The 22,196-nt window shown below is 46.3% G+C and carries 19 protein-coding genes; 12 read left to right on the forward strand and 7 right to left on the reverse strand.

Annotation, left to right across the window (positions count from 1 at the left end; genetic code table 11):
* Positions 1-100: 100 nt before the first annotated feature.
* Positions 101-1,129, forward strand: a complete 1,029-nt coding sequence (locus tag HHL16_RS02880) for a 2-oxoacid:ferredoxin oxidoreductase subunit beta (protein WP_169423637.1) — start codon at positions 101-103, stop codon at positions 1,127-1,129.
* 108 nt (positions 1,130-1,237) lie between these two features.
* Here the strand turns inward: HHL16_RS02880 and HHL16_RS02885 are convergent, their stop codons facing one another.
* Positions 1,238-2,902, reverse strand: coding sequence for a S8 family serine peptidase (locus HHL16_RS02885; RefSeq protein WP_169423638.1), 1,665 nt, complete (start codon positions 2,900-2,902; stop codon positions 1,238-1,240).
* Between the two features lie 830 nt (positions 2,903-3,732).
* Complete coding sequence (locus HHL16_RS02890) at positions 3,733-4,623, reverse strand: cupin-like domain-containing protein (protein ID WP_169423639.1); 891 nt, start codon at positions 4,621-4,623, stop codon at positions 3,733-3,735.
* 110 nt (positions 4,624-4,733) lie between these two features.
* On the opposite strand from HHL16_RS02890, the gene HHL16_RS02895 reads away from it, so the two are divergent.
* Together HHL16_RS02895 and HHL16_RS02900 are read left to right on the forward strand one after the other, a co-directional pair.
* Positions 4,734-5,351, forward strand: coding sequence for an L-threonylcarbamoyladenylate synthase (locus HHL16_RS02895; protein WP_169423640.1), 618 nt, complete (start codon positions 4,734-4,736; stop codon positions 5,349-5,351).
* Between the two features lie 19 nt (positions 5,352-5,370).
* Positions 5,371-5,976: a GNAT family protein gene (locus tag HHL16_RS02900; protein ID WP_169423641.1), complete on the forward strand. Its 606-nt coding sequence runs from the start codon at positions 5,371-5,373 to the stop codon at positions 5,974-5,976.
* A 60-nt stretch (positions 5,977-6,036) separates the two neighbouring features.
* Here the strand turns inward: HHL16_RS02900 and HHL16_RS02905 are convergent, their stop codons facing one another.
* On the reverse strand, positions 6,037-6,348 hold the full coding sequence (locus HHL16_RS02905) for a hypothetical protein (protein ID WP_169423642.1): 312 nt from the start codon (positions 6,346-6,348) through the stop codon (positions 6,037-6,039).
* Positions 6,349-6,431: 83 nt separating this feature from the next.
* Positions 6,432-7,055, reverse strand: coding sequence for a ribonuclease HII (locus tag HHL16_RS02910; protein WP_206022230.1), 624 nt, complete (start codon positions 7,053-7,055; stop codon positions 6,432-6,434).
* 130 nt (positions 7,056-7,185) lie between these two features.
* Here HHL16_RS02910 and HHL16_RS02915 point away from each other — a divergent pair, with 130 nt between their 5' ends.
* The 3 genes from HHL16_RS02915 (at position 7,186) to HHL16_RS02925 (ending at position 11,470) form a co-directional block, all read left to right on the forward strand.
* On the forward strand, positions 7,186-7,986 hold the full coding sequence (locus tag HHL16_RS02915) for a sulfite exporter TauE/SafE family protein (RefSeq protein WP_169423643.1): 801 nt from the start codon (positions 7,186-7,188) through the stop codon (positions 7,984-7,986).
* Between the two features lie 56 nt (positions 7,987-8,042).
* Positions 8,043-9,140: a COX15/CtaA family protein gene (locus HHL16_RS02920; protein ID WP_169423644.1), complete on the forward strand. Its 1,098-nt coding sequence runs from the start codon at positions 8,043-8,045 to the stop codon at positions 9,138-9,140.
* Between the two features lie 74 nt (positions 9,141-9,214).
* Complete coding sequence (locus HHL16_RS02925) at positions 9,215-11,470, forward strand: hypothetical protein (protein WP_169423645.1); 2,256 nt, start codon at positions 9,215-9,217, stop codon at positions 11,468-11,470.
* On the opposite strand, the gene HHL16_RS02930 is transcribed toward HHL16_RS02925, so the two are convergent.
* On the reverse strand, positions 11,451-12,350 hold the full coding sequence (locus HHL16_RS02930) for a YegS/Rv2252/BmrU family lipid kinase (protein ID WP_169423646.1): 900 nt from the start codon (positions 12,348-12,350) through the stop codon (positions 11,451-11,453). The genes HHL16_RS02925 and HHL16_RS02930 overlap by 20 nt on opposite strands.
* Positions 12,351-12,418: 68 nt before the next feature.
* Here HHL16_RS02930 and ppk1 point away from each other — a divergent pair, with 68 nt between their 5' ends.
* Entirely contained in the window at positions 12,419-14,470 is a 2,052-nt protein-coding gene (ppk1, locus tag HHL16_RS02935) for a polyphosphate kinase 1 (RefSeq protein ID WP_169423647.1), read from the forward strand.
* Positions 14,471-14,500: 30 nt separating this feature from the next.
* Complete coding sequence (locus tag HHL16_RS02940) at positions 14,501-15,094, forward strand: hypothetical protein (protein ID WP_169423648.1); 594 nt, start codon at positions 14,501-14,503, stop codon at positions 15,092-15,094.
* Positions 15,095-15,154: 60 nt separating this feature from the next.
* Here HHL16_RS02940 and HHL16_RS02945 read toward each other — a convergent pair whose 3' ends face one another.
* Both HHL16_RS02945 and HHL16_RS02950 read right to left on the reverse strand, forming a co-directional pair.
* A complete protein-coding gene (locus tag HHL16_RS02945; RefSeq protein ID WP_169423649.1) occupies positions 15,155-16,204 on the reverse strand; it encodes a beta-ketoacyl-ACP synthase III in 1,050 nt (349 codons plus the stop codon).
* Positions 16,205-16,278: 74 nt separating this feature from the next.
* Complete coding sequence (locus tag HHL16_RS02950) at positions 16,279-17,277, reverse strand: alpha/beta hydrolase (RefSeq protein ID WP_169423650.1); 999 nt, start codon at positions 17,275-17,277, stop codon at positions 16,279-16,281.
* Between the two features lie 306 nt (positions 17,278-17,583).
* On the opposite strand from HHL16_RS02950, the gene typA reads away from it, so the two are divergent.
* The 4 genes from typA to HHL16_RS02970 all read left to right on the forward strand — a co-directional run bounded on the left by typA (position 17,584) and on the right by HHL16_RS02970 (position 22,187).
* Positions 17,584-19,386 carry a translational GTPase TypA gene (gene typA / locus HHL16_RS02955; protein WP_169423651.1) on the forward strand — a complete coding sequence of 601 codons (1,803 nt, stop codon included), beginning with the start codon at positions 17,584-17,586 and terminating at the stop codon, positions 19,384-19,386.
* Positions 19,387-19,522: 136 nt separating this feature from the next.
* A complete protein-coding gene (locus HHL16_RS02960; protein ID WP_169423652.1) occupies positions 19,523-20,383 on the forward strand; it encodes an RDD family protein in 861 nt (286 codons plus the stop codon).
* A 20-nt stretch (positions 20,384-20,403) separates the two neighbouring features.
* Positions 20,404-21,288, forward strand: coding sequence for an RDD family protein (locus tag HHL16_RS02965; RefSeq protein WP_169423653.1), 885 nt, complete (start codon positions 20,404-20,406; stop codon positions 21,286-21,288).
* Positions 21,289-21,290: 2 nt separating this feature from the next.
* Positions 21,291-22,187, forward strand: coding sequence for an RDD family protein (locus HHL16_RS02970; RefSeq protein WP_169423654.1), 897 nt, complete (start codon positions 21,291-21,293; stop codon positions 22,185-22,187).
* Positions 22,188-22,196 lie beyond the last annotated feature (9 nt).

Below are 22,196 nucleotides of genomic sequence, written 5' to 3' on the forward strand. Positions count from 1 at the left end.
ATCCATTTGTTAGAATTTCCCTTACTCGAAAACCATCCCAAAGGCTATTTACCGAAAATGCCCTCCTAAACCGTAAATTTGCAGTAACCTATTTATTGTTATGAGTGTAACTACCACCCCTGCGCTGACAGCAAAGGACTTTTCAAGTGACCAGGAAGTACGCTGGTGTCCGGGCTGCGGCGACTATTCCATATTAGCCCAGGTGCAGAAGATCATGCCGGGATTAGGGATCCCCAAAGAAAATATCGTGATCATTTCGGGTATCGGCTGCAGCAGCCGCTTCCCTTACTATATGAATACCTACGGAATGCACTCGATCCATGGCCGCGCCACTGCGATTGCCAGCGGATTGAAAGCATCCCGCCCCGATCTCAGCGTTTGGATCGTAACCGGCGACGGTGACGGACTCAGCATCGGCGGTAATCATACCATCCACCTGTTGCGCCGCAATTTCGATGTGAATGTGATGTTGTTCAACAACCAGATCTATGGTCTTACAAAAGGACAATACTCTCCCACATCCGAAGAGAACAAAGTAACCAAGTCTACTCCATTCGGCAGCATCGACCATCCTTTTAACCCACTGGCCCTCGCCATGGGAGCGGATGCTACCTTCATTGCACGCAGTATGGACCGCGACCCCAAGCATTTGCAGGAAGCGCTGATCCGCAGCCATAAGCACAAAGGATCGAGTTTCCTCGAAATCTATCAGAACTGCAACATCTTCAACGATGGCATCTTTGAAGCATTCACCGAAAAATCGACCAAGCCGGATAACACCCTCTTCCTCGAACAGGGCAAACCACTGATCTTCGGAGCACAGCAAAACAAAGGCATCAAGCTCGATGGCTTCAAACCTGTGATTGTTGAACTCGGTGAAGGCGCCAGCACAGACGATCTCTGGGTACATGACGAACGCGACTTCTACAAAGCGCAGATCCTCGTTCGCATGTTCGATGATCCGAGAATTGAAGGACATCTTCCCCGCCCCTTTGGTGTATTCTACGAAACCGATCGCCCATGCTATGAAGACATGATGGGCATGCAGATCGAAGAAGTGATCAAATCGAAAGGTGCAGGAGATCTCGATAAACTGCTTCGCGGAAAAGAGACCTGGACCATCGCCTAAGCGATTGTAAAAATAGTACGATTAAGGGCTGACTTGAGGTCAGCCCTTTTCTATTGCAGCAATAGCGTAAGACGGAGTAGGATCTTATCAATGAAAGATTGCTGCAAATTATTTTGGGGTGGCCATATTGATTGCTTTCTCCATGTCCGGAAGTCCATACCCGAAGGGGATTTCAGGCTTAACGGCTCTGTCCGAAGAATTTCTGATCAGCTCCAGCAATTGCTGGTTACTCAGATCAGGAAATGCCTGCCATAAACAGGCGGCCACGCCACACATATTGGGTGTAGCAAACGAGCTGCCGCTTCTCGTCTCAACTGTACCATATATATTCACTACGTTAACACCACCACCTCTCGCCACAACATCGGGCTTCATTCTGCCATCAACGGTAATGCCCCATGAGCTGAAATTATCGATGCTCAAATGCGAATTCACGGAGCCAACCGTTAACACACCCGGAGCATCTGCCGGCGTGCCAACCCACGATCTTTCATTGCCAGAACAGTTCACAATAAATATTCCTTTGCTGAATGCCATGTTAGCTCCGCGTGATGCGAAGGCAGTTTTTCCATTCATCTGTTCAAAAGTATAACGGGCATCTACCAATGCATATCCGGTAGTATAGGAAAGCGAAGAGTTCACTATGTCTACACCTGCACTGTCTGCAAATTCGATAGCGCTTACCCAGTAATCTTCCTCCACCGGATATTCAGTGTCGTCTTCTTCTGTTCTCAGCAACCAGTAACTGGCTTCCGGCGCTGTTCCTACGTAGATGCCTGGTTTATTTACCGCCATGCAGGATGTTACCCATACGCCATGCTGGCCAATCGCATACGGATCGTCATTCTCATAGATAAATGACTTTGCTCCTTTGATATGTACATTTTTAAATAGGGGATTCGATTTCAGATTCAGAAATCCTGCATCGATCACAGCTATATCGATGCCTGCTCCTTTGAATCCTCTGGCGTGCAGTTGCTGCCCTTTATGTACACTGATGTTTTCGAGAGCAGCGCCATAATCAACCGGCAATGTTGTTGTATTTGAACCCATCTGCGGATGATCTGCATATCCGCGAACAGGCGCCACACCTCGTTTTCCTTCCCAAACCATTATTACATTTTCCACAAATGGCAGCTCTTTGAATTTGTCTGAAAGAAACTGATCGGAACAATGTACAGTAACGGTTTTCAGCCATTTGCTCTGCGCAACTACAATGCCTCCGAGTTGCTGAATGGCTTTGATGTATTCAGTGGATATGGGAAGATCACTTTCATCTACAGGGATATTTCTTTTCCTTCTTCTTTCAATTGCTTTCGCAGAGAGAAAGGACTGAGGGGAGCCAATAGAAAAAACAGTTGGGCCTTTATCTTTCAATACAATCCTGAATTTGAAATCGGAATTGTCTGTAACGATCACTTTGCATCTGGCTGCAGCTTTACCACTTACAAGCGATGCAGTAACATACGTTTCGCCGGCACCTTTCGGATATACCAGCCCTGCATCTGTTACAGTAGCAATGCGCGGATCATCCGAACTCCAGACGATATCAACAGATTCTCCTGCAGGCAGATTTTTCACGGTAGCCACTACTCTTCCCAGATAAGGCTGATCTCTTGCCAGCGTGATGGCCGATGGATCAACAGTGAGTGTAATTTCTCCGGGCTTGGGTGGTGGAGCAGGTGTTGTTTCCGTTTTTGGTTTGGAGCAGGAAAAAAATGAAACGCAAACAACTAAAAGAAAATAAGAAAAGCTATACTGAACAAACTTCATGGGTATTGATGTAACTAATCCTCCAAGATATTCAATGCAGGTACTGCAAGAATTCAGTATTTGATAAACGGCATTAATGGAAGTGTGCACACATCAGCCGCAATCAACAGTTGACGAAAATTACATGCACCTGGTTGTAAAAAATGATTGTTTCGTAGACACATAACAGTTTTTTCTATAGAAAGAAAACTGCCTTGCATGTTGCTGAAATAGTATGAGAGGAAGTAATAATAAAAAAAAGGCCAGCGATGGAAATCGCCGGCATGTGCTTACCTCTGAAACCACAAAAAGAAAGAAGTTAGCAATAGGTTCTATCTACTAATAATAGGTTGGGCATTTCCCATAAGTTGTATTGGATCCTTCCCAGCGGGGTGGCAACACCATCTGTTGCCATATAAAAACTTACACTTGCTGCGGCATACTGCCGCACATATATCGGTTTCCTTTGCAGGAATAAATTTTATTCAATAGCTGAATGCAGTTAGCCCGGAGATAGATGAATACATGCATCATCACCTTTCAACTGTAAAGGGCTTACAACAACGAGGTACTTGTTTATTTACAAGGGTTGGGATACAACTTAATCAACACGGGATATTCAACACGGAAAAAGATTCGGCCGCACATTAGATTTTAATGTAACCGGAGATTGGATGGTTGGAAATGAGGAGATTGGATTGTAGAAGGGTGCTTTGTCGGTGAGAGTATTGTTTCAGCGCATAAGCAGGGTAAAAATAAAGACTGTTTTCTTAAAAATCAATATTTTTAAGAAGTATTTTTAACAGTTATGCAATAAATCAATTTACTGACAAAAATCAGTAACTCAGCCGTTAATGCACACCGTTAGTGCTCATTTCCTTTCCTGCTGCTTTGAACACCTGTTCCTTTTTATAATCATACCACCATTTCGGAGCGGTCTTTTTCATCAGCGTGTCGATGCCGCGCATGCCGAACAGATTCCAGAGGCCTTTCAGTTTGCCGGTTAATGGTTTTTGCAGCGCTCTGAGACTCATGGCAAAGCCACTGTCCAGATACTCCATATGATGCCAGTATCCCGCAGGCATGAACAGCGTATCGCCATGTTCGAGAATCACTTCATAACCATTGGCCAGCTTCAGTGCCGGGAACTGATCGTAATCCGGCTTGCCCTTATTCTCGGCATAATTGGAGAAATCGGCCAGGCTCAATACCTCAAATGGTTTACGATACAATTTGTGCTGTTCTTCAAAAGGAAAAAGCAGCACACGCTTTCTGCCGGAAAACTGTGTATGAAGAATATGAGAGAGATCGATATCGAAATGCATATGTGTGATGCTGGTTGCACCTCCGGTGAACAGCATCGGATATTTTTTCACAAAACCTGTCATCAGGTGTTCGGGCCAGGTAAACTCATTAGTGAGCTGGGGTGCGTGATCGAATATATTGAAAAGAAAGATGCGCCATCCGGCCGGGCCCTGGCTGATCATATCGATATATTCTCCAAAGGTCTTATAATCGTCTGCTGTATTGATGGGAGTATAGGCGTCGCTCTTAACATTATTGTACAGCCCTACTTTCTTATCTCCAACGATGCTTTTGAAATAGCTCCAGGTCCATTTATCATATGCTGGCCAGGCTTTCGCTAAGTCGCGGATCACCAGAGGCTTCATGGGTTTATAGTAGTGCTGCTGAAAATCGTCTCCGCTTATATTGTCTACTCTGTCAACAGTCTGTAAACGCATAGCAACAATTTTGCGCAAATCTAACATTAAATTCATTTTCTGAGTATAGCCATTCATCCCAATATGGCTGTATCGTGACAATTTCGCAACTTTACATCTTAATTCTTAATATGTTACTACACCTGCATCCTGAAGATCCGCAACCCAGGAACATCCGAACGGTTGCTGCAACTTTATCGAAAGGCGGCGTAATCATCTACCCAACCGATACCATCTATGGGCTTGGGTGCGACATATTTCAACACAAGGCCGTGGAGCGAATTGCCCGGCTCAAGGGCATCGACCCCGAAAAAGCGCAGCTCTCCTTTATTTGTTACGACCTCAGCGATCTCAGCAAATACACCAAGAGCATTTCCACTCCGCTCTACCGGATGCTGAAAAGCTACCTTCCGGGACCGTACACATTTATTCTGCCCGCCAGCAAAGAAGTACCCAAAATTCTGAAGAGCCGGAAAGACACAATCGGACTGCGTATCCCGCACAACAATATTGCGCGTGCAATTGTAAAGGAGCTTGGCCGTCCGATTCTCAGCGCCTCCCTTCCCGGAGACATGGTAGAAGAGTATACAGATCCCGAACTCATGTTCCGCAACTTCGGCAAACAGGTTGAACTGGTAATAGATGGAGGAATCGGCGGAATGACGCCCTCCACCATTGTAGACTGTACCGGCGACACCCCCGTAGTAGTGCGCGAAGGAGCCGGCCCCTTTGAACTTATCGAAGAATAAACCTTACAACTATTGCAGCATGCAACAACAGCTTTACGAACAATTTTTCCCTCAATCCATTGTTCTCGAAACCCCACGTGTAGCCCTGCGCCTGCTTCAACCCGAAGATTATGATCAGCTGCTTCCGCTGACATATTCCAAAGACACCTGGAAGTATTTCACCAAAGACCTCAGCGATGCCGAAGAATTGCGCAGCTGGATCTATGTAGCCCTCGAAGAAAGAGCTGTGCACAAGCGCATGCCCTTTACCGTTATAGACAAAGACAGTAACGAAATTTGCGGAAGCACCAGCTTCGGCAATATCTCCTTTTACGATTCCCGCATCGAAATCGGATGGAGCTGGCTCGGCCCTCAACACCTGGGCACCGGCGTTAACTACAACGCCAAATTCGCACTGCTCAGTTATGCATTTGAAGTGATGAAACTCGAACGTGTGGAGATCAAAACCGACAACCTCAACGAACGCGCCAAAGCAGCCTTGCTCAAAGTAGGCATGATACCCGAAGGCGTACTTCGCAGCCACATGCAGATGCACAGCAACAGAAGAAGGGACAGCATTTATTTCAGCATGCTCAAACACGAATGGGCAGAAAGAAAATTCCAGTTCTTCCCCGAAATGTTCTAAAAAAAACTCCCCGCCGAATGGCAGGGAGTAAAGTACAACCACCTGAAAAACCTTCCTTAGTTATTTGCAGCGAACACGGCTATTGTGTTTCGCATGATAGATCCTTTTGCTTGCTTTCTGACGCTCGTGCATCAAATGTTTTCTTTCGCGTGGGCTGATATGTCCGTCGTTTCTTTTGTATCGCACATAATCTCTGTGAATATCCCGCTGATCGGCTCTCAGTCTGTATGCTTCTCCACGTGTAAGTTCGCCCGATCTAACGCCGTTGTTTATGCGACGATGTTCGTTCTTTGCGATATATGGCTGAGCTTGTGCAGCGCTAACTCCAACTACCAGCATCAGTGCGAGGGAGAGTATCATTGTAGTTTTCATGATCTGTAATTTTTGTGTTCAACAATCTTTACATATCAGACTACAGTCGATACAGCAGGTTTAGGCAGTAAATGTTATGGAAACTATAAACCCAATTCGAGCTGTTCTTCGGAGGAGAAACACTGGAAACTGCGGCGATGGTACGGGCTTAATCCATGCGTCATGATGGCTTTGCGATGTGCGGCGGTGCCGTATCCTTTATTGTCGCTCCATTTATAGTGAGGGAAAGAAAGATGGAGTTCTTTCATCAGATCGTCGCGATGTGTTTTTGCAAGAATGCTCGCGGCAGCGATGCTTGCATAAATGGAATCGCCTTTGATGATGCAGGCATGCGGAATACCCGGATAAGGAATAAACCGGTTGCCATCGATCAGCAGCATGCCCGGTTTGCGGTTCAGCTGCTCCACGGCAATATGCATGGCTTTGAAAGACGCTTTGAGAATATTGATCTCATCGATCTCTTCGTGGCCTACCACCCCAACAGCATACGATAATGCGTGTTCCATGATAAACCCGCGGAGTTCATAGCGGTCTTCTTCATTCACCTGCTTCGAATCGTTCAGCAAAGGGTGATGGAATTCGCGCGGCAATATCACAGCTGCCGCAACTACAGGGCCTGCGAGACAGCCGCGGCCGGCTTCATCACATCCTGCTTCGATCCATTCTTCCTGGTGAAAATTCTTCAGCACGTAGTAAACTTTGCTCAAAAGTAAGGCTTGCCGTGTAGAATGGCCGCGTTGGTACTTAATTTTTACGCACAGGTGTATTCACAGCAGGGTGTTAATGTATCGAAACATCTTATTAACCAAAGATTCCGTTCTTTTGCTAAATTTTTGGATGGAGATTGTTGCCTATATCATTGCTGTGCTGATCGGCGTTTCGCTTGGATTGATTGGTGGAGGTGGTTCCATCATCACAGTTCCGGTATTGGTATATCTCCTGAAAGTGCAACCCGAACTGGCTACCGCCTATTCCTTATTTGTAGTCGGAAGCTGCAGCCTCGTAGGATCGGTTCGCTCTTACCGCAAAGGACTGATAGATTTTCCCGTGGTATTTGTTTTTGGCGGCGCTTCGATGTTATCCGTTTTCACTACGCGCCATTTTCTGGTGCCCAAGATACCCGCACATCTTTTTTCCATCGGCAGCTGGGAAGTGAATAAAGGCACTTTCCTGATGCTGCTCTTCGCCTGTCTGATGCTGGCCACTTCTGTTTCCATGATCCGTTCGTCGAGACAAAAACTCACGGCAGTTCCTCCCGCCGATCAGCCCAGAAATATGGGTCCGTTGTTTTTTCAGGGCATTGCTGTAGGCGCCATCACCGGACTGCTGGGTGCAGGTGGCGGATTCCTCATCATTCCTGCATTGGTATTGTTTGGCAAACTGCCGATGAAAACAGCCGTTGGTTCCTCCCTCACCATCATGGCTTTCAGTTCGCTGTTCGGATTTTTCAGTACCATGAATCAGTACGTGATCGACTGGAAGCAGTTGCTGCTGTTCACCGCCATTGCTGTTTCAGGCATTTTCGCCGGCACCAGCCTCAGCGATAAAATTTCCGGAGCCAGCCTCAAGAAAGGTTTCGGATGGTTTGTACTGGCCATGGGCCTCTACGTACTCAGTAAAGAACTGCTTCACTGGTAATAGTTTCCTGTTTTTGAGAGGGCCGTCAACTGTTTGTTACTACCTTTGTGCCCGCTATGAATACACAATCCTCCCCTGCGGACCTCAGCGGCAAAGGGCAAAAAGCGGTTGCCAACTGGATCATGATCGGTGTAATAATGCTGTTGGTCCAGGTTGTATTAGGCGGTATCACCAGATTAACCGGTTCCGGATTGTCCATCACAGAATGGAATGTGGTTACCGGCGCCCTGCCTCCTCTCAGTGAAGCAGCCTGGCTGAAAGAATTTCAGAAATACCAGCAGACCCCTCAATATTACTATCTCAATTCAGAGTTCACTATCAGCGATTTCAAATTCATTTTCTTCTGGGAATGGTTTCACCGCCTTTGGGCAAGATTGATCGGTGTGGTATTCCTCGTTGGTTTTGTGTATCTCTTAGCAAAGAAATACCTCAAGAAAGAAATGCTCGGATCGCTGCTGTTTCTTTTCTTCTTCGGCGCATTTCAGGGGGCCATCGGCTGGATAATGGTAGCCAGCGGACTAACCGGCGATGCCGTATACGTAAAGCCCACCAAACTGGCCATGCACTTTGTATTTGCCATGGGACTGATCTCCTGCGCTTACTGGTATGCCCTCGACCTGCGCGTTACCAAAAGCCGCAGCATCGGATTGCCTGCGCTTCGGAAGTTTACATTATGGCTGATTGTACTGGTGTATATTCAACTGGTTTTCGGCGCACTCATGGCCGGTCATAAAGCCGCTATTGCTGCACCTACATGGCCAACCATCAATGGGGATATGATTCCCGGAGGATTGCTTCACGAAACGCCGGCCATTCTCAATTTTGTAGAGAATAAAGTAACCATTCACTTCATTCACCGCGGTTTGGCGTACCTGTTACTGGTACTGATAGTGGTTTATTCCGTAAAACTGTTCAAAGTAAAAACTCATAACACCCAATTCAATAAAGCCCGCAAATATCCGTTGATATTTGTGCTGGTACAGGTATTGCTGGGTATTCTGAGTTTGCTCACTGCTCCATCTATCATTCCCAATCACTGGGGCGCTTTCGAATGGATGGCCCAATTGCATCAGATCACCGGAATGCTGTTAACACTGAGTCTGGTGGCTATGTTATACCTGATCAGGAAAAATGATCCTGAACAACCTGCTTAATTGTTCTTAAACCTTTTTGTTTTGATGTAAATTGAGCACAGATACCGGTGCTTCCGGATATCTGATTGTCCGTTATGAAAGCCATCCTGAGAGGAATATATTGTTCATTTCCGATGCAGCTTTTTCTGCTGCACTTCAAGAAGTTTCAGATATTGCTGGCCTTCTGGTTTGTGCTGTTCAGTACAGTGAACGGAACCTTCATGAAGAGCTTCGGTGCAGACTCGCTGTACCTCGCTCCGGAATACCTCGGTAATGTAAATGCACTGAGCGCGGGTTTTGTTGGTGTGTCCATCGGCATCTTTATCATGAGCTGGAATATCACCACATTTATTTTGTTCAGCCGGCATTTCCGGTTCCTCGCCACTACTTCCAATCCGTTTCTGAAATATTGCATCAACAATTTTGTGATACCACTGGCCTTCCTGATCTTTTATTTCATCAAAGCCGTGGCATTTGCACGCGATAAAGAACTGATGGGAAGCTGGGACATCTTTCTGCTGGTATTGGGCTTTCTGGCCGGACTGGTGTTGATCATCATCATTTCGCTGTTCTATTTTTTCCGGGCAGATAAGACCATCATCCGAAGACTGGCGCCAGTGATCAGTAATCCGCAATTGTTCAAAGCGCAGTTCAGAAAGGGAGAGACAAGAGCCACTGAAAGCCGATTGGTGAAAGTGGAGTTCTACATCAATTCATTCTTCAAAATAAAGAAGGTGCGCGATGTAAGCCACTACTCGCGCGAGTTTCTGGAGAAGATCTTCAACAGGCATCACTTTGCTGCCGTGATCTCCATTTTTGTGGCGTTCATATTTCTCATAGTTGTGGGCTTCTGGCTCGACAACCCATTGTTTCAGCTGCCTGCTGCGGCTGGCATCACTTTGTTCTTCTCCATCCTCATTGCGGTATCAGGAGCATTCACTTATTTTTTACAGAGCTGGAGCATTCCGGCGCTTGTGCTGATATTTCTGTTGCTGAATGTGCTTTACCGGTATGGAATTATCGACCCTACCAACAAAGCATACGGACTCGATTACTCCAACAAAAAAGAGAGGCCGGCTTACACAAAAGAAGCCATGCTCGCACTCTGCAGTCCGCAAAGAACTGCCGCCGACGAAGCCAATATGATTGCTATCCTCAATCGCTGGAAGGCGAAGCAGGATAGTCCCAAACCCATCCTGTACATCATCAACACCAGTGGTGGGGGCAATCGCAGCGCCACATTCACCATGAACGTGATGCAGCGGCTCGACAGTCTCAGCAACGGTCAGCTGATGAGAAAAACTTTCCTCATCACAGGCGCATCCGGTGGCATGCTGGGCGCAGCTTATTTCCGCGAGCTGGCGCGACTAAAAACCAATGGCGAAAAAATCGATCTGCAAAACAGGCAGTATGCCGATGATATTTCAGCCGATCTGCTCAACTCACTTTTCACGTCGTTCGTAGCCCGCGATCTCGCGGCGCCAGCGCAGAAGTTCTCAGTAGGCAAATACCAGTATGTGAAAGACCGCGGATATGCATTTGAAGAAAAACTCAACAGCAATACAAAAGGGCTGCTCAATAAGCAACTCAAAGAACAGGCTAACGATGAAGCACAAGCGAATATTCCCTTAATGCTCTTCAACTCCGTTATCACGCGCGATGGCCGCAAAATGATCATCAGCACACAACCTGTGAGTTTTCTCATGCGTCCATTGTACGACACCATCCGCGATGCAGACGTAGACATCGATGCCGTTGATTATTCGGCACTTTTCGCCAAACAGGACCCGCTCAATCTGCGCATGCTCACCGCCCTGCGCATGAATGCCACATTCCCTTACGTACTCCCCAACGTATGGCTTCCCAGCACACCGGTTATTGATGTGATGGATGCAGGTCTCCGCGATAATTTCGGACAGGAAACCGCTACCCGCTTTGTGCAGGTGTTTCATGAGTGGATCAAAGAAAACACCGGAGGCGTTGTACTGATTCAGATCCGCGACCGCAAAACCGGCGGATGGGATCATCCATATGAATCTGGCGCCATCACCGATATCGTTACCAAACCTATGCTGCTATTGCAATACAACTGGTTCAAAATGCAGGAATATGGCCAGAACGAAATGATGAGCCTCTCGCAGGAACTCATGGGTGGTCATTTTCATCGTCTCACTTTCCAGTATGTTCCCAAGAAAGAAGATGCAGCGGCAGCGCTCAACTTCCGTCTCTCCAAACGCGAAAAGCAAGACATCCGCGAAGCCATGGAAAGCAATGTAAACGCCAAAAGCTTCGAGAGCTTCAGCAGTTTCACCAATCAGCCAACAAGGTCTCTTACGAAGAAGGATGAATAAGTTTGAAGAAATGCGGCAACACACGGATAGATAAGTTTCTTATCGACTCACGCGGTTCGCCATCAATATGCAGCGGCGCTTCAGCCAGATTAACGATACTCAGATGATCTGTCTGAAAGTAGATCACCGGTGAGCGAAGCGAGTTCTCCACGTTTTTCAGTTTACCCGCCAGTACCTGTTTCATTACAGTGAGCAGCAGCAATGGCTTGGCAACTTTTTTCACAATCACCACATCGAGCAGTCCATCTGAAAGAACCGCCTGCGGCGCGATAGTGAAATTGTTTCCGAACTGGTTGCTATTGGCAACACTGATGAAGAATGCATCGGTATGGAAAGCAATGCCATTGGCCTTTACCTCGAATGGATAGGCTTTGGCAGTAAAGAAGTTGCGGGTAGTGAGTTTGGTGTAGGTAGCCAATCCACGTTTGGGTTGCTCTGCAAATTCGTGGGCAACCTTGGCATCGAAGCCCAGGCCGCAGAGCATGCAGGCAAACTGATCATTTACGAGAAAGGCATCGGTGGCACGGGGAACGCCATCGAACACAATGTCGAGCGCTTTTGCACTGGCTTTGGGAATGCCGGCGGCCAGCGCCAGTCCATTTCCCGATCCCATGGGAACGATGCCGAAGTTCAGATCCATATCTGCCAGCGAATGCACGGCTGCATTTACGGAGCCATCACCACCACAAACCACCAGATCAGTGATCTTTTCTTCTCTGATCTTCGATTTGAGAAAACGATAGTCCCCGTCTATCATGGTGGGCAACACCTCAAAGGCAATCTTGCGTTCTTTGGTCTTTGCGACCACCAGTTCCTTTAAGGATGTTTTGCCCCGTGTACCGGAGATAGGATTGATTAAGTAGATGATCTTTCTTGCCATGGAGACGCAAAAGTCGGTAAAATAAATATTCCATCATAGTTTTCAATATTGCGTATTAGTTTTGAAATATGAGTGAAGTTTTATTTTTCGATCGGGATCTGAGCTGGCTGTCGTTCAACGAGCGGGTTTTGCAGGAAGCAGCGAATGGCCGCGTGCCGCTGCTGGAGCGGATCCGGTTCCTTTCCATCTACTCTTCCAACTCCGATGAATTCTATCGGGTGAGGATGCCGGCATTGATGGCACTCGAAAAGTTAAATCAGAAGACTGTTCGTCCGGATTTGCCCGCTTTCACTACCGTGCAGGAAGCCAACCGCCGCATTCACCAGGCACAGGAGCAATTCGGAAGCATTCTGCGGAACATTGTCCCCGAGTTGAAAGAAAAGGGAGGATACGACCTGCTTTTAAATCGTCCTGTTCCGGAATCGATTCAACCCATCGTCTCTGAATATTTCTTCACACAGGTACTGGCATTTCTGCAACCGCTGTACCTGAGCGCCCTGGAGAGCAGCTTCTTTCCCGAAAACAATAAGATCTACCTCGCAGTAGTCGCCAATAACAATGCACGGAAAGAATACATCATTGTGAATGTTCCTTCCGATGCACTGCCCCGCTTCTTTACTGTCAGTGACGGACAAACGAAATACATTATTTTCCTCGAAGATATCATCCGCCATCACCTGCAGCAGGTATTGCCGCTGGTGGAGGTAGAAGCCAGCTACAGCTTCAAAGTCACCCGCGATGCAGCGCTCGATATCGAAGATGAGTACGAGGGAGATCTTGCAGAGAAGATAGAGAAGCAGATTGCGAAGCGTGATTTCGGCTTCGCAACCCGCCTGCTGTACGGAGCCAATATGCCGCCTGAATGTCTGGCAGCATTGATCAATCTGTTCAATCTCGAAAAGGCCAGCATCATGCAGGGTGGCGTGTACCACAACCTGAAAGACCTTGCCAGCCTGCCTGTTAATGATGCCGTACTTCAATACCCCAAATGGCCGGTGCATACACATCGTCCGGATCCGAAATATTTTTCACTGCTGAACGAAATTTCGGAGAAGGATATCATTTTGCATGCACCGTTTCAGTCGTTCAATACAGTACTGCGTTTTTTCAACGAAGCAGCGATCGATCCCTGCGTAGAAGAGATCTATGTAACGCTGTATCGCATCGCCAGTGATTCGCGGATCGCTACGAGCCTTATCAGCGCGGCGAAGAACGGCAAGAAAGTGGTAGTATTCGTAGAGCTCAAAGCCCGCTTCGATGAAGCCAACAATATTCGCTGGTCGAAGAAACTGAAAGATGCCGGAGTAAAGATCATCTATAGCATCCCTACGCTGAAAGTGCATGCGAAAGTGGCGCTGGTGAAGCGAATGATCAATAACCGCCCACACCATGTAGGATTATTCGGCACGGGCAATCTCAATGAAAGCACCGCCCGTTTCTATACCGATCATTTTCTGCTCACTGCGCATCCCGGCATGATGGCGGAACTCGAACAGCTCTTTGTTTTCCTCGCTGAACGAAAGAAACCTCTCACACCCGGACTGCTTCAGTTCTCACACCTGCTGGTAGCACAGTTCAATTTGCAGGAACGGTTCCTGCAACTCATACAGCAGGAGATCGATAATGCAAAGCAGGGATTGCCTGCCGGCATCATCATCAAAATGAACAACCTCGAAGAGAAAGTGCTGATCGGGAAATTATATGAAGCCTCCAATGCCGGAGTTCGCATACGGCTCATCGTTAGAAGCATTTGCTGCCTTATTCCCGGCGTGCCGGGCATGAGTGAGAATATCACCATCCGCCGGATAGTGGATCGTTATCTGGAGCATCCGCGTGTATTCATCTTCCATAACAACAACGATCCGCATGTATGGCTGGGTTCCGCCGACTGGATGAACCGGAACATCTACAGAAGAATTGAGGTCTGCTTCCCTGTTTACGATCAGGCGATCAGAGAAGAGTTACTGCATATCATCGATCTTCAGCTAAAAGACAACATGCAGGCCGTTCAGCTGAACAATGAATTGCAGAATACACCTGTACCGATGGATGGATTACCCATACGCTCGCAGGAAGCGGTGAGTGAGTTTCTTAACCAGCAGTTCAGATCAACGTTATGAGCAATCTGATTAAACCTTAAACACAATTAGATGAATGCAATCAAACCACTGTTCATTTTTGCAGTTGCACAGGCCATGAACCTAAGTCTGCACGCACAGGAGCAGCCCACCGATTATCTGGTGACGAATCAGGGGGATACGCTCTGGGGAGAATTCAAGACTGGCCTCTCTGGACGCGGCACATTCCGTTCCGGAAAAAAGAAGATCACTGTAAAATCAGCTGACCACAAATCTTATTATGATGACAAGAAAAAGAACTTGTACAGAACCATGGAGCTTCCTGGATTCTCAGGAAAAAAATGGTGCCGGTTAGTGGATAATGGAGTTATCCGTTTGTATGAATTTGAGCAGAGCAAAATCTATGCAGGGGCAATGGGTAACGGCATGAACACCACTTCTACTTTCACAACCTGGTATGCCACTAAAGACGATCAAAACATGCAGGAAATTAAGACCAATGCCATTACATTAGGTCGCAATGAAAGAAAAGAGGCTTTAAGAGAATTATTCACAGATGATCCTGTCACCTTGAATGAGTTCGACCAGGCGAAGGATTTCGGATTTCATACTATCAGAGACCTGATCATAAGATATAACAGGCGAAAAGCCGATTCCGGCAACTAAAAGAAAAAGCATATGAAAGTAAATCCAGCCCACTTCCATATGCTCAATCAGGTTAATTTATTACCACTTCAGCAATGCACTCGCCCAGGTAAATCCGCTGCCGAATGCAGCCAGACAAACGAGATCTCCCTTTTTTATCTTTCCATCTTCCCACGCTTCGCACAATGCAATCGGAACTGAAGCTGCCGTAGTATTTCCGTATTTCTGAATATTGTTGTGCACCTGATCGTCCCGCAGCCCCAGCTTCTGCTGCACAAACTGTGCAATGCGCAGATTCGCCTGATGCGGAATCAGCATCGTGAGATCCGAAGGTTTGTAATTGTTTTGATTGAGCGCTTCCATGATCACCTCAGGAAACTTCACTACCGCTTTTTTGAAAACAGATGGGCCATCCATGAAAGGATAGTTCTGAGCTTTGTCGATCATTTGGTGACTCATGAACATTTCACCGATCTCAGCCTCATCGAAGTCTGCGAGTTTTTGTTCCATCCAGTGATTGGCATGTGTACCAGGATTGTACATGGCCAGTATCTCTGCACTTTCTCCATCGCTATGCAAATGCGTACTGAGTATGCCGCGGTTCTCATCAGTGGATGGTTGCAGCACAACAGCGCCTGCACCATCGCCGAAGATCACGCTGATAGCGCGCCCGCGGGTACTGAAGTCAAGCCCGAAGGAATGTTTCTCTGCTCCTATCACCAACACATTTTTGTACATGCCGCCGCGGATGAACTGATCGGCCACAGAGAGCGCATATACAAATCCGCTGCACTGATTGCGAACATCGAGTGCACCGATCTCTTTCATCTTCATGGCACGTTGTACCAATACGCCGCAACCGGGGAAGTAGTAATCCGGACTGAGTGTAGCAAACACTATAAAGTCGATATCCTGTGGAGTGATGCCTGCGCGCTCGATAGCGATCTCTGCAGCTTTCACTCCCATGGTGGTAGTTGTTTCTTCTGTGCGATGTGCATACCGGCGTTCCTTTATTCCGGTTCTTTCCTGAATCCATTCGTCACTGGTTTCCATGTAACGGGTGAGGTCCTGATTGGTAACAACATTCTCTGGAACATACTTGCCGATGCCGGCAATTACTGATCGGATCATATAGCAAACACATTTTGTTCCGGTAAATTACGGAAAGAAAAATTGCAGGGAAAATGAAACTATTTCAAACGGAACTATTGTTTCGGAAGATGCAGTATGTCTGTGAAGAATTTTTCGGTTTCGGCTTCAACGCCGGGTACATCTTTCGATTTGATCCAGCTGCCGATTACGTGATTGCCGGTATTGGGCATGGCAACGGCACGCTTGAGTGCGGGCGGAGTGCCCAGATCTTCATACATCTGTTTGATGGCGCTTACGCGTACAACGCTATCGCGTAACACATCATTCTTATAATAATACATTACCAGCGTTGGTTGATTCACCCGTTGAAAAGTGGCTTTGTTCATGGATGTTTCGAGCAGCTCCTGAAGCGCTACTGCGGCTTCTATGCGATAGTAGGGAGTCCAGTACTGAAGATATTCGGGACGCAGATCGGATTTCGAATCGATGTATTTGCTGCCTTTCACCATTCTGGCTATCTGCAGTCCCCATGGGTTGTTGATAAGCCATGCATTGTTATCATCGATCTCGATATTGGGCGACATCAGCACCAGCGCATATACATCGGGGTATTCCGCAGCGAGTTTGAGTGCAAGGGTACCTCCGGTGGAAGTGCCCATGATGATTACTTTCTGTCCGATCTGGCGGCCGATGGCGAGCGCGCGTTTGGCGGACTCCCAGTAACTGTCGGCAGTGAGTCGCTGAAGTGTTTCAACGGTATCGATGCCATGCTCTGAAAGGCGGCTCAGATAAAGGTTACAGCCGAATTTTTTAGCGATATCGCGATGAACGGGATTGCCTTCTTCCTGCGAAGCAGTAAATCCGTGCAGGTATACGATAGAAACGGGGGTTACATTTTTGAGGGAATCGTTGAACCATACGATGCGGGCCTCATTGTTCTCTTTCACTTTATGCCTGGCTTCTTCTGCTGCCACGTAGCCTGTAAGTGCTTTAGGATCAGAAGGTAATACCGGCATGGTAATGTCGTATACCGGAGTTTTGGGCTTGGGGCCCAGCAGGTAAACTATCAGCAGGAGCAATGGAATAATCAAAAGCCAATTCCTTTTCCGCATTCAGTAAATTTGCAGTGAAAATAAACTAATTCCGGCAACTGAAATAGCCGAAAAGGGGCAGATTCGGAATTGCTTTTTTACTTCGGACAATCAAAACACCGCCAATTTTCCGAAGCCAACACACTGGTTTTCAGGAGGCTGCAAATCATTGACTTATCCAGCTTCAACCTCATCCTTTACCAAAATAATAAGTTTGGCAACTGCCCTTGCCCTCCCATTGATTTGACGTACCTTTGCGCACTCAAAAATAAGTGCAGGTCTAAGACCGAAAGGGATTATAAAACAGACAGGCACAAAAACTCATTTATGAATATTCGCAACATAGCGATCATCGCGCACGTAGACCACGGAAAAACTACGCTTGTAGACAAGATCCTGCACGCAACAAAAGTATTCCGTGACAATCAGGAAACTGGAGAACTGATTATGGATAGCAACGACCTCGAAAGAGAACGTGGTATCACCATCTTCAGTAAGAATGCCGCCGTAACCTACAAGGATGTTAAGATCAATGTGATCGATACTCCGGGCCACGCCGACTTTGGTGGAGAAGTAGAACGTGTTCTGAAAATGGCCGATGGTGTATGCCTGCTGGTAGACGCTTTCGAAGGACCGATGCCTCAGACAAGGTTCGTACTTCAAAAGGCGCTTCAGCTGAACCTGAAACCAATTGTGATCATCAATAAAGTTGATAAACCCAACTGCCGCCCAGACGAAGTGCATGATGCGGTTTTCGAACTTTTCTTCAACCTCGATGCTACTGAAGAGCAGCTCGACTTCCCTACCTACTACGGTTCAGGAAAGAACGGTTGGTTCAACGATTCACTCACTCCTTGTGACGATATTACTCCGTTGCTCGATGGTATCATCAAGCACGTGCCACCTCCCAAAGTAGCAGAAGGTCCGCTGCAGATGCAGATCACCTCTCTCGACTATTCTTCATTCCTCGGCCGTATCGCCATCGGTAAAGTATCCAGAGGTTCTATCAAAGAGAACCAACCGATCGCACTGATGCAGGCTGATGGCACCATCAAAAAATCAAGAGCGAAAGAACTCTATGTTTTTGAAGGAATGGGCAAGAAGAAAGTACAGGAAGTAGTTGCCGGTGACCTCTGCGCAGTTGTAGGTCTCGAAGATTTCAACATCGGCGACACCGTTGCTGATGCAGAAAATCCGGAAGCACTCCCTATCATCAGTGTTGATGAACCAACCATGAATATGTTGTTCTCTGTAAACAACTCACCTTTCTTCGGAAAGGATGGTAAGTTCGTTACCAGCCGTCACCTCCGCGACCGTCTGATGAAAGAAACAGAAAAGAACCTCGCACTGAAAGTAACCGATAGCGAAGAAGGCGATAGCCTGGTAGTGTATGGCCGTGGTATTCTTCACCTCGGCGTACTGATCGAAACCATGCGTCGTGAAGGATATGAGTTAACTGTAGGTCAGCCACAGGTAATCGTGAAAGAGATCGACGGTAAGAAATGTGAGCCATACGAAACACTGGTGGTAGATGTACCTCAGGAGTTCGCCTCTAAAGTGATCGACCTGGTTACCCGTCGCAAAGGCGAAATGCTGGTGATGGAAACCAAAGGCGAAATGCAGCACCTTGAATTCGACATTCCTTCAAGAGGTCTGATCGGTCTGCGTACACAAATGCTCACTGCCACAACAGGCGAAGCTGTAATGGCTCACCGTTTCAGCGAGTACAAACCATGGAAAGGCGCAATCCCCGGAAGAAACAACGGTGTATTGCTTTCCAAGAACACAGAAAAAACAACCGGTTACTCAATCGATAAACTGCAGGATCGCGGAACATTCTTCGTTGATCCGGGTGAAGATGTATACGCAGGTATGATCATTGCCGAGCATATCAAACCAGGCGATCTGGTAGTGAATGCAACTGAAGGCAAGAAACTCACCAACCACCGTGCAAGCGGAAGCGACGATGCAACACGTATCGCTCCTAAAACGCTGATGACACTCGAAGAGTGCATGGAATACATCCAGTTCGATGAGTGTATCGAAGTAACTCCAAACTATATCCGTATGCGTAAGACCATTCTGGATGAGGAGGAGAGAAAGAAACAAGCAAAGAGCATGGCTCAGTAATGGTGAAAACCACGCTGGCTCAGCAATATTGAATTTGATGATGAAAGGCTGTCTGAATAAGGCAGCCTTTTGATTTTCGAAATGTGGAGGGGAAGGATGTAAAACGATTATCTTAGTTGAGTATTTAACCTCTTCTATGAAAGTATTGAAACCTCTTGCGTTAGCTGTGATCATGTTTGAAATCATAGTCACTCACTATGAAATGTTCTTCACGGGGGACTCTTCATCATCTGGCCTGCCCAACCCGAACCACATATTCTGGAAACTCTCCATTATTTCTCAGCTGGCATTTTACACTAGAGAATTTTTCCCTTTGGCGTATTTGATAACAACCATCATTTACTTCGTTTCCACGAACTCCAGGTTACAAAATAAAGCCTACTCAATATTTCGGTATTTATTCATTATTCAGTTTATATTCAATCTACCTACATTTCTATCACACGGTCTATCAGGCCTTAAATTTGAAACGCTAAAACAGAGGATAGAAATCATTCAGATCCCGGTCAGGTTTGCAGTCTTCTTTATTCTTCTTTTCAATAAGCCAATTAACCAACCTAAAGCAATTAACCTACAGGATTATACTACTCATATACCGGCATCACGCTGGAGCAGACTTCTTACCCATTTGCTGGATATGTTGTTTTGCTTTACGGTAACCAAGCTATGGTATCTTACTTTAAATAACGTGTATTCCGTTTCCTTAGAAACGGCTCTCTTATTGCTGAGCTTCACGCTCCTCTATTTTGCTTATTTCTTTCTATCTGAAGCCTTGTTTAGTCAAACCTTCGGCAAGCTCCTGACAGGAAGCATTGTGGCAGGAGTAAGCAGTAAAATGGGACCAGGCAAAGCCGCGCTCAGATCTCTTTTCAGACTTATCCCATTTGAGAGATACTCATTTCTTATAGGGAAAGACTGGCATGATAAACTATCCGGCACAACCGTTGTTTACATCAACTCACTTAAAGAAGATTTCTTTCCGGATGAAAGTAAATAGCACCCTACAATCCTTTCAGCATGCAACGCCTTAAAACTATCACGCTTGTTCTTATCTCTCTTACCCTGATTACGCAGGCTTTTCTTTACCAATACGACAGTTATATTTCATTGGCAGAGACTGTTTCTTCTGGTTTAGCTGAGGCAGGAGAAATTGGTCTGTTTGCTTATACAAGCATTGACTTCGTCTTGATGGGTATCGTTATCATTCTTCCCCTTCTTTGTTTCTGTTTTAGAAATCCTGCGAAAAAGGAGATGGCCTATACTGTGACCAGATACATTGTTATCATCCAGTTTATTATAAGACTACCAATGTCAACGTTGATCCATTTGGTGCAAGGAAAAGACATGCATATTTATGCACAATTTGTTTTTATTTCTGTACAGCTGCTTTTTCTTATTTATTGCATCATTCTTTTGAAAATAAAACCTCAGGTCCAGAGGCCACGTATCAGCACAACTGTTGACTACCTTTCAGTTTCGCTTGCAACCAGGGCAAACCGTCTTTCTCATTTAGTGATAGATACGAGTTTGTTTCTTCTCAGTTTTCCGCTATGGTCCTTGAATATTGTATTTAATGATTATGAAGATTACAGTATTCCTATAGCCACGATGATAGTGACCGTTTTCTTTTACATGCTTTATTACTGGCTTTCTGAAGCCATGTTCAGGGCAACACTCGGAAAGATTCTTACAGGAACTATGGTTGTCGGCACAAAAAAACGCATGGGTGCAGGGCGTGCGTTCAACAGATCAATCTGCCGGCTCATTCCGCTCGAAGCCATTAGCTTTCTGTCCGGACATAACTGGCATGACAAACTCACCAGCACTGCAGTGGTTTACATTAACTCACTCGAAGAAGATTTTTTTCCTGATGAGCAACCCGCCAATAAACCAATTCACTAACCATGAATCGAACCAAAACAATTACCCTTGCCCTTATCACAATCTTACCGATTGCACAATATTCAGTATCCGACAATACCCTTATCACAGAGCTGATTAAGCTGGCTTTTTCGCCAGGCAGCAACCTGTTTTATTTTACAAGCCTGCTGTCTTTTTTCCTCGACCTCATCACTGTTTCAATCACCTCATTACTACCCATTATCTATTTCGCAACAAAGAAGAATGATAAAAAAGACAGACTCTATGCATTGATCAGATACATGGTTATCATCAGGTATATCTTCATTGCACCCATGTTTTTGCTGTTTCAATTCGGCCAGGAAGATCAGAACCTATCTTTATCCGATTACGCATCCTGGGTTGGGATATTTGGATTTCTCATTTTCTGTATGATTCTTTGGAACATAAAACCTGCATCAGAAAAACACAAGGTAAACTTGTCTGATTATCTCTCTGTATCGTATGCATCCAAATCAAGCAGATTCATGCATTTACTGATTGACAGCATATTTTTCCTCTGTATCTGTCCTATCTGGAATATCTTTTTTAACCCGGACGAAGGGATAAGTCATACTAAATGGTACATTACTTTCATTATCCTGTTTGTAACTTATTATTGGCTTTCCGAGGCTATGTTCAGATCTACATTAGGCAAATACATAACCGGTACTATGGTCGCTGGCACCAATCAACCAATGCAACCTAAGTTAGCATTCAGCAGATCCATCTGCCGGCTCATTCCACTCGAAGCCATCAGCTTTCTTACAGGTCGCGACTGGCACGATAAATTCACCAGTACAGCTGTAGTTCACGTCAATTCCCTGCAAACAAATATCTTCGAATCTGAAACAGCGCCAACAACCGGCGAGTTCAATCAAACATCCGGTACCAATCAATAAACATTATCA

The sequence above is a fragment of the Pseudoflavitalea sp. G-6-1-2 genome (assembly GCF_012927185.1).
GTDB lineage: Bacteria > Bacteroidota > Bacteroidia > Chitinophagales > Chitinophagaceae > Pseudobacter.

Excerpts from the sequence above, each read along its gene's own strand:
- HHL16_RS02880 (WP_169423637.1), top strand. The coding sequence starts at position 101 with ATGAGTGTAACTACCACCCCTGCGCTGACAGCAAAGGACTTTTCAAGT.
- HHL16_RS02885 (WP_169423638.1), bottom strand. The coding sequence starts at position 2,902 with ATGAAGTTTGTTCAGTATAGCTTTTCTTATTTTCTTTTAGTTGTTTGC.
- HHL16_RS02890 (WP_169423639.1), bottom strand. The coding sequence starts at position 4,623 with ATGCGTTTACAGACTGTTGACAGAGTAGACAATATAAGCGGAGACGAT.
- HHL16_RS02895 (WP_169423640.1), top strand. The coding sequence starts at position 4,734 with ATGTTACTACACCTGCATCCTGAAGATCCGCAACCCAGGAACATCCGA.
- HHL16_RS02900 (WP_169423641.1), top strand. The coding sequence starts at position 5,371 with ATGCAACAACAGCTTTACGAACAATTTTTCCCTCAATCCATTGTTCTC.
- HHL16_RS02905 (WP_169423642.1), bottom strand. The coding sequence starts at position 6,348 with ATGAAAACTACAATGATACTCTCCCTCGCACTGATGCTGGTAGTTGGA.
- HHL16_RS02915 (WP_169423643.1), top strand. The coding sequence starts at position 7,186 with ATGGAGATTGTTGCCTATATCATTGCTGTGCTGATCGGCGTTTCGCTT.
- HHL16_RS02920 (WP_169423644.1), top strand. The coding sequence starts at position 8,043 with ATGAATACACAATCCTCCCCTGCGGACCTCAGCGGCAAAGGGCAAAAA.
- HHL16_RS02925 (WP_169423645.1), top strand. The coding sequence starts at position 9,215 with ATGAAAGCCATCCTGAGAGGAATATATTGTTCATTTCCGATGCAGCTT.
- HHL16_RS02930 (WP_169423646.1), bottom strand. The coding sequence starts at position 12,350 with ATGGCAAGAAAGATCATCTACTTAATCAATCCTATCTCCGGTACACGG.
- ppk1 (WP_169423647.1), top strand. The coding sequence starts at position 12,419 with ATGAGTGAAGTTTTATTTTTCGATCGGGATCTGAGCTGGCTGTCGTTC.
- HHL16_RS02940 (WP_169423648.1), top strand. The coding sequence starts at position 14,501 with ATGAATGCAATCAAACCACTGTTCATTTTTGCAGTTGCACAGGCCATG.
- HHL16_RS02945 (WP_169423649.1), bottom strand. The coding sequence starts at position 16,204 with ATGATCCGATCAGTAATTGCCGGCATCGGCAAGTATGTTCCAGAGAAT.
- HHL16_RS02950 (WP_169423650.1), bottom strand. The coding sequence starts at position 17,277 with ATGCGGAAAAGGAATTGGCTTTTGATTATTCCATTGCTCCTGCTGATA.
- typA (WP_169423651.1), top strand. The coding sequence starts at position 17,584 with ATGAATATTCGCAACATAGCGATCATCGCGCACGTAGACCACGGAAAA.
- HHL16_RS02960 (WP_169423652.1), top strand. The coding sequence starts at position 19,523 with ATGAAAGTATTGAAACCTCTTGCGTTAGCTGTGATCATGTTTGAAATC.
- HHL16_RS02965 (WP_169423653.1), top strand. The coding sequence starts at position 20,404 with ATGCAACGCCTTAAAACTATCACGCTTGTTCTTATCTCTCTTACCCTG.
- HHL16_RS02970 (WP_169423654.1), top strand. The coding sequence starts at position 21,291 with ATGAATCGAACCAAAACAATTACCCTTGCCCTTATCACAATCTTACCG.